This is a genomic window from Armatimonas sp. (assembly GCF_964826245.1).
Map to the genome: position 1 here is coordinate 1 of NZ_CBAYMC010000220.1, position 7,177 is coordinate 7,177.

The 7,177-nt window shown below is 60.0% G+C and carries 7 protein-coding genes and 2 tRNA genes; 7 read left to right on the top strand and 2 right to left on the bottom strand.

Annotation, left to right across the window (positions count from 1 at the left end):
* Nucleotides 1-154 precede the first annotated feature (154 nt).
* Nucleotides 155-1,360 (top strand): sensor histidine kinase, encoded by a 1,206-nt coding sequence (locus AC1XOS_RS17605; RefSeq protein WP_481963526.1) that lies wholly within the window; start codon nucleotides 155-157, stop codon nucleotides 1,358-1,360.
* Nucleotides 1,357-2,091: a LytR/AlgR family response regulator transcription factor gene (locus AC1XOS_RS17610; protein WP_481963527.1), complete on the top strand. Its 735-nt coding sequence runs from the start codon at nucleotides 1,357-1,359 to the stop codon at nucleotides 2,089-2,091. The genes AC1XOS_RS17605 and AC1XOS_RS17610 overlap by 4 nt, the downstream gene beginning before the upstream one ends.
* Here AC1XOS_RS17610 and AC1XOS_RS17615 read toward each other — a convergent pair.
* Nucleotides 2,078-2,236, bottom strand: coding sequence for a hypothetical protein (locus AC1XOS_RS17615; protein ID WP_481963528.1), 159 nt, complete (start codon nucleotides 2,234-2,236; stop codon nucleotides 2,078-2,080). The genes AC1XOS_RS17610 and AC1XOS_RS17615 overlap by 14 nt on opposite strands.
* Before the next feature lie 39 nt (nucleotides 2,237-2,275).
* Here AC1XOS_RS17615 and AC1XOS_RS17620 point away from each other — a divergent pair, with 39 nt between their 5' ends.
* Nucleotides 2,276-3,721 (top strand): hypothetical protein, encoded by a 1,446-nt coding sequence (locus tag AC1XOS_RS17620; RefSeq protein WP_481963529.1) that lies wholly within the window; start codon nucleotides 2,276-2,278, stop codon nucleotides 3,719-3,721.
* On the opposite strand, the gene AC1XOS_RS17625 is transcribed toward AC1XOS_RS17620, so the two are convergent.
* The gene (locus AC1XOS_RS17625; RefSeq protein ID WP_481963530.1) at nucleotides 3,691-4,770 is read right to left on the bottom strand and encodes an acyltransferase family protein; all 1,080 of its coding nucleotides are present in this window, start codon (nucleotides 4,768-4,770) and stop codon (nucleotides 3,691-3,693) included. The two genes, AC1XOS_RS17620 and AC1XOS_RS17625, sit on opposite strands and share 31 nt — an antisense overlap.
* Nucleotides 4,771-4,862: 92 nt before the next feature.
* On the opposite strand from AC1XOS_RS17625, the gene AC1XOS_RS17630 reads away from it, so the two are divergent.
* The 4 genes from AC1XOS_RS17630 to AC1XOS_RS17645 all read left to right on the top strand — a co-directional run.
* Nucleotides 4,863-4,934: transfer RNA gene (locus AC1XOS_RS17630), tRNA-Thr, on the top strand.
* A gap of 44 nt (nucleotides 4,935-4,978) precedes the next feature.
* Nucleotides 4,979-5,059: transfer RNA gene (locus AC1XOS_RS17635), tRNA-Tyr, on the top strand.
* A 65-nt stretch (nucleotides 5,060-5,124) separates the two neighbouring features.
* Nucleotides 5,125-5,934 (top strand): prephenate dehydrogenase, encoded by an 810-nt coding sequence (locus tag AC1XOS_RS17640; protein ID WP_481963531.1) that lies wholly within the window; start codon nucleotides 5,125-5,127, stop codon nucleotides 5,932-5,934.
* A 121-nt stretch (nucleotides 5,935-6,055) separates the two neighbouring features.
* The coding region (locus AC1XOS_RS17645; RefSeq protein ID WP_481963532.1) for a COX15/CtaA family protein at nucleotides 6,056-7,177 on the top strand (1,122 nt) is incomplete at its 3' end.

A 7,177-nucleotide genomic window follows, 5' to 3' on the forward strand; every position in this document is an offset into this window, starting at 1 on the left:
CTGCCAATTATCGCGAGCCGTGCCTCGCGCGGGCTGATCAACCTGCATGGCTGGATGTATAAGTTTGAGACGGGCGAGGTCTTTGTCTACGATAGTGCGATTGGGCAGTTTGCCAAGCTCGGTGAGGACAACGGCTTGGCGATAAAATAGCCTTGTGAATGTCAATCCCGAGGCACTCGACGAGTTCCTCAAGAGCACCTGCGTTATCGTGGTCTTTGCCTATCTCTTGACGCGCAAGCCTTTGCAAGCCATCGGACGGCTCGGGGTGCTCTTTGGGTTGGTGGGGCTGGTGGAGCTCTGGGTGGCACGGGAGCGCTCGCCCTACGACACCTACACGCTAATTATTACGTTTGTGGCCCTGCGCTTTGGGGCACGCATCGGCGGGATCGCCGCCTTGATTGTTGGGCTGGGCGCACCGCTCTTTCTCCATGCTGAAGCCCTGATACGGACATGGGCGGCGCTGGCGATCAGCCTCGGCGCAGGTTTTTTTGTACGGCGGGCTCTCCCAACCGAGCGCAATAGCCTATCGTGTTTCCTGGCGATTACGTTGGCCGAGGCAGGCGCAATTATGGCACGAAGCCTCCTGCACAGCCAGAGTGAGATCGCATTTTCCGCCCAGCTTGCCGTGCTGAAAGTCGGTGCGAATGGGCTGGGGGCACTGTTGCTACAGATGGTACTTAGCGATGCCGAGGCCCGCCAGCGCTCTGAGGCGCTACGGCTGGAGGTGGAGCGGAGCCGGACGCGCCTCGCCGAGTCACAGCTCGCGGCGCTCCAAGCAAGAGTACATCCGCATTTTTTGTTCAATGCCTTGACTTCTATCGCAGCCCTCTGCCGGCTTGCGCCGCTCAAGGCGGAGAAAGCCGTGGTGCAGCTCGGCCAGCTTATGCGACGGACGCTGGAGAGTGCGCCAAGGAGCCTGACACCTTTGCGCGATGAGCTTGATGCCGTCACGGGCTACTTAGAGCTAGAAGCGCTGCGCCTAGGAAGGCGGCTCTGTGTGGAACAAGAGATCGCGCCCGAGTGCCTAGGTACACTTGTGCCGCCGTTTGCGCTCCAGACATTAGTGGAGAACGCGATTCTGCATGGGATTGGGCCACGATTGGAGCCCGCCGTGCTTCGCATTCAGATCGCCCGGTGCAAATGTGGCACGCTGATCTGTGTGGCTGATAGTGGAGTCGGGATGGAGCCGGAGCGACTGGTGCACGCTCGAAGTGCCTGGAGCGCTGAGAGTGGGGGGCGGCCCCACGGGCTCCAGATTGCCAACGAGCAGCTTGTCTTGCTTCTGGGGGGCTCCGCACGGCTTCGGCTTTTCTCGAAAACAAATAAAGGCACGCTCGCCGTGTTTATGGTGCCGCAGTGAAAGCCTTAATTGTGGACGACGAACCCCTGGCCCGTGCGTACTTGCGCCAGCTCTTAGAGGAGCAGGGAGTGACGGTACTGGGCGAGGCGGCGAGCGCGACCGAGGCGCTGCAGCGTAACGAGGATCTTCAGCCTGAGATTCTCTTTCTGGACATCCAGATGCCCGGCCTCACGGGGCTCCAGCTCGCGGCAGCACTGCGCCAGAGCTGCCCGCAGGTCTTGATTGTCTTTGTGACGGGCTACTCAGAGCATGCTCTCGCGGCCTTTGAGCACGCCGCACTGGACTACCTGGTCAAGCCCGTGGCCAGCACGCGTCTTGCTCATACCCTCGAACGGGCGAGAGAGCGCCTCGCGACCCAAGCGCCTATGGTGGCGATCGAGCTCCCTGTCACGCCGCTTAAGCGCCTGCCGATCCGTCAGGACTACTCGGTGCTCCTGCCGCGTGTCGAAGAAATTCGCAGCGCCGTGGCGCAAGAGAAGCGCGTCGTGGTGCATCTCGCCGACGGGGAGTACAAGACCTACTACACGCTTGGCCAGCTGGAGCGGCTCTTGCCCACGGAGCTTTTCCTTCGCGTCCACGACTCGTGTCTTGTGAACCTAGAAGCCGTCGAGGAGCTGCTCTATCTGGGGAGTCACTCGTACGGCGTGCGGCTTCGGGGTGGGCAGCAGCTCCCTGTCAGCCGCACCCGGTTTGCGGCCCTGCAAGAAAAATTGGGCGTCACTCCTCGCTAAGACGAGTTAGAGCAAGACCCTGCCGATGACAGCGCTCCGCTCGAGTTTCGGGGACGCTCTGTTCCTCAATGCCCAAGAGCCACTGCGCATGGCGTACCAGCCGAAAGCCACTGAGGAGAGAGAGACGCCAAACAGATAGAGGCATAGACAAGGGATTCTCCCCGATAGCGTTGAATCAGACACTATGAATCTGGCCCGTGCGAGCCTTCTTGGCACTCTCTTGCTCTACTTTTTTCTCTCCTTGACCTACGTTGCTGGCACACCCGTTCAAGAGTTCTATCTACCCGACTCTGTGCCGCAAGCGCAGCGCAGCGCTCCCGTGCTTGCTGGGCTCGGCCCCGATGAGAAAGAGTATCTGATCTACGTGCGCTCACTAGCCGAGACGGGCCGTGTGCCCCGCCCGACCGCCGAGCAGCGCAAGAGCCCCGAGGAGTTTGTCTGCTACCAGGCCCAGCACCCGTCGCTGTTTTTTATCTTATCCGTCCCGCTCTGGAAGCTGGTGCAAGGAAACACTTTTTGGACACTCTGGCGCGGGCTCTGTGTGCTGCTTGGCGCGGCGGCGATTGCGCTGGCATCCAAATCGGCCCGCCTGCTCTTTCCCGAGAGCAAGCTGGCTGCGCTGTGCGCCGCGCCGCTGATGGCCTTTGTTCCGATCTTCGGGCATCTCATGGGCCATGTCTCCAACGAGCCGCTGGCCATGGCGCTTGGGGCTGGGGCTTGGCTGATGACCGTGCGTCTCTGCCGCGAGGGGTGCATGCTGGGCACGAAACAGGCGCTCTTGCTCGGCTTGGTGCTGGGGCTGGCGCTGCTCACCCGCTTGACGTCGGTGATCTGGTGCCTCTCCGTTGTGGTTGTGCTGGGGATGACTTTTAAGAAGCAGGCACTCAAGCCGCTGGCACTCGCGCTGGGTGTCGCGTTGGTGCTGCTTATACCGTGGCTGCTGCATAATGTCACGAACTACGGCAAGCCACTGATCCGGCCTTTTGATAACCCGCTGCTGGCCCACGGCGCAACTCTCACGGATTTTCTGGGGACTGGGATTCGCCCGCAAGGCTCCCCGACGCAGTTCACGCCGCTGATCACCGTGCTCTTCTGGGCCGCGACGGGCTGGACACCGTTCTGGCTGATCGGGAGCCTGCTTCCTGGCAGCTACGATGGCATGGTGCAGAATGCGGCGTACTTGCTCTTGGTAGACTTGGCGATTGGCCTCACGCTCTTCTGGAACGCGTCGCAGGTGCGTCGTAAGCTCGCACCAAGTGATCCTGTGATCCGTGCCGCGCTCTGGGCGGCGGGCAGCGTCTTGTTCTTTCTGATCGCCGTGGTGCTTCAGCAGATGCTCTTTGTGGACTGGAACGTGCTTCAGTCTGCCGGGCGCTACTTCACCGCCGCGGCGCCGCTCTTGGTGCTCTTGCTCCTCACGGCGCTGGAGGCTGTCATTCGAAAGCTCCCCACAAATGTCAAGCTCGCTGTGGGGGTCGTCGCGGCGCTGGCGCTCTTTCTGGCGAGCCTGTACACGACCAGCCTTGTGCGTCAGTTCTACGCGGGCAACCCCACCCAGAAGAAGTGGCAGAAGCTCGCCCCCGCAGGTTCCGGGCGTGCCTACATCGTCTCCGACACCGACGAAGGCTGACGTTTTACCAGAAATGGTTTTTCAAAGAGCCGCCATGAGACCCACGCCGCCGCGATAACCAGCGGCAATCCCAGCCCCAGTAGCGCTAGAGTCTGTAGCTCCTGCGATGCAGCAGGCAAGAATGGCTTGATCACTTTCTTGGCGAGCATCTCCAGAACCGGGAAGTGGATCAGGTAGATCGAGTAGGCGATCGTGCCGCAAAAGACCACGGGGCGCAGAGTGAGCAGCTTGGGAGGCTTGTGGTGCCAGAGCGCCAGGCACGCCGCCGTCAGCAGCCCCATCGCCGGATCAATTACGGGAAAGGCGCGAGCGAGATCGGCCTCGGCGTGCTCCATCGGGAAGATAAAGAGCAGACCCAGAAGTAGAACGCTAGAAATCAGTGCGAGAACCACTACCGAGAGGCGCTTTGTCTCGCCGTCCCAGCGCGATGTTAGCTTGCCCGTGCAGACGCCGATGCCAAAAAGAAAGACATACCAGGGGCAGGTATGGCCCAGCTCCGCGACACTCTTTCCCGAGAGCATAAAGATCCGCGCGAGGCCGTAGCCGATAATGGCTGTCGCGGCCAGCACCAGTGCAGTGCCGCGTGGCTTGGCAAGCAGCCCGAGGAGTACGGGAAAGAGAAAGTAGATCTTCCACTCCACCGCGACACTCCAGAGTGGCGGGTTGAAGGCGACAATTGTCTCTGGGAAGATGTCCTGCAAAAGAAGCCCGTGGAGCCCAAGAGCACGGAAATCCAGCGGCCCACCGTTCCAGAAGAGCGTGTGCGCCACTGAGGCGATTAGCACGGCGACGTAGGCGGGCAAGATGCGCTTGGCCCGCTTGAGATAGAACTCACCAATAAGACGGGCTTTTTCGGGGAGCGCCAGGCAGAAGCCCGAGAGCACGATAAACACATCCACGGCCAAGTGACCGTAGAGCAGACCATCGGTCAGGTTATTTTTCGCACGAATCGGAAACGACTGAGCGCAGAGCAAAAACGCGTGGTGGAGAACCACATAGAGCGCCGCCAAGCCGCGCAGGCCATCGAGGTGGGGGAAGTAGGCTTTCACAATTCTCTCAAGTATACGCGAAAATCGCTTGCGAGGCCTTGGGAAGCGTGATAATATTCAACCCGCGTCGCCGTCTTGGTGGGGGCGAGCTTGCCGATGTAGCTCAGTGGTAGAGCGGCTGTTTTGTAAACAGCGGGTCGCGGGTTCGAGTCCTGTCGTCGGCTTCGTTTGGAGAGCTGCTATAGCTCTGTTAAGAAATGGACATTGTGGGTCGATGTCCGAGTGGTTAAAGGAGGCGGTCTGTAAAATCGTCGCGCGAGCTACGCAGGTTCGAATCCTGCTCGGCCCATTAAAAAGAAAACGGGGCGCTGCACTATGCAGCGCCCCGTTTTTTTGCCAGAATGTAAAGTAACTATGTTTCAGAAAATCGCAATCGTTGGGGTAGGGCTCTTAGGGGGCTCGATTGGGTTAGCCGCGCGGGAGCGCAAGCTGGCCAAAGAAGTGGTGGGGGTGGAGACCAATCCCCATACCCGTGCGGAAGCAACCACGCGCAAAGCCGTTGCCAAGTGCACCGACATGCTAGGAATTGGGATCGCGGGAGCGGATCTGGTGATTCTGGCGTGTCCGGTTCAGGCCATTGTCACCGAGCTTGCACGGCTTGCGCCCTCACTCTCCGAGAGGGCTGTGGTCACGGACGTGGGCTCTGTCAAGACCGCGATTGCTGGTGCGGGCCAAGTACTGGGGGGGGCTTTCGTGCCAGGCCACCCGATGGCGGGCGGCGAGCGAGGTGGGATGGAGTTCGCTCGTGCCGATCTCTTCGAGGGCGCTCACTGGGCACTGACCCCTGATAGCCGCACACGCCCTGATGCCCTTGTGAAGGTCACGCAGCTTGTGGAAGGGCTGGGAGCCCGGGTGGTAATCACGACGCCTGAGGAACATGATAGGAGTGTCGCAGCTACCAGCCACTTGCCGCACTTGTTGGCCTACGCACTGTCGGCGACGGCAGGGGAGAGTCCTAGGCTTGAAGGTCCGTCGTTTAAAGAGGCTACCCGCGTTGCCAGTAGTGACCCGGAGCTCTGGCGGGAGATCTGCCTGATGAACCGAAAGGCGCTTGGGGATGCACTGGATCGCTGTATCGGGGAGCTGGACGGCATGCTCAAGGCACTCGATGCTGAAGATGGCGTGGCACTGGAGGCACTCTTGCGTAAAGGCTGGCGTCGTTAGTTTTTTTTAATAAGCATTTCTTATTTAGGAGACTGAAAAAATTCGTGATTTTTTTCACGAACTCGGCTCTGTTGAATGGGGGATGACGAAAAGTGTGCGGTATTATACTCTCGGAAACGAAATGGACACCCAGACCAACACCTCCCATAAGAACCCAGCCTTCGCCCGCTATGCGTGGTCGGTGCTGGCTTTTAACCTCTTGGTGATCCTGGTAGGTACCGTTGTGCGGGCAACCGGCTCAGGGGCAGGCTGTGGTCAGCACTGGCCGACCTGTAAGGGAGAGATCATCCCTGTTGCCCCCAATCTTCATACGATCATTGAGTTTACCCACCGCGCTGTCTCCGGCTTAGACGGTCTTTTGGTGCTTGCTCTGGTTGCAGGGGCGTTTCGGCTCTATCCGCGTGGACACTACATTCGCCGCGCTGTGCCTGTCGTGCTGGCACTCACCATTGTTGAGGCTCTGCTTGGGGCGGTGCTGGTCAAGCGAGGCTATGTCGAGAACAATGCCTCCGTTGAGCGTGCCGTGGCGATGTCCGTGCATCTCTGCACGACATTTTTCTTGCTCTCTTCTCTGGCTCTTACGGCCTGGTACGCCAGCGGCAAAGCGCGTGTGCGGCTTTTTGCCCAAGGCTCGGTGAGTGGGGCGCTGGGACTGGCCTTTGTGGCGATGCTGGTGCTGGGGGTCTCGGGAGCCATCACGGCACTCGGAGACACGCTCTTTCCGGCGCGTAGTCATGAAGAAGTGATGCGCCTCGCCGAGGCCGCCAATGCTCCGTTTTTGCTGAAGCTCCGTGTCTGGCATCCCTATATCGCAGGCTCTGTCGGGCTCTACTTGATACTGATCGCGGGGCTTGTCGCCCACTTACGGCCCTCGACGGAGTCCCGCCGGTGGGGGAGTATGCTGGGCTGGATCTTCTTGTGCGAGATTCTGATCGGTCTGACCAATGTCTGGCTTCGGGCTCCTGTGGTCATGCAGGTCATCCACCTGATGTTTGCGGACTTCACCTGGGTAGCACTTTGTCTGTTGGCCTACTCGGCGTCCATGGAGGGTGTGGTGCACGTTGAGGATATTGTTTTCTCTCCAGGAATGGAGAAAGAAGCCGTGGTTGTGCAGAGAGTCGTGGAGCCTTCCGGGCCCGCGACTTGGCGTGACTATCTTAATCTCACCAAGCCTCGCGTGATCTCGCTCCTGCTCTTTACCACTCTGACAGCGGCTTTTGTGGCCGCACACGGCTGGCCGGGG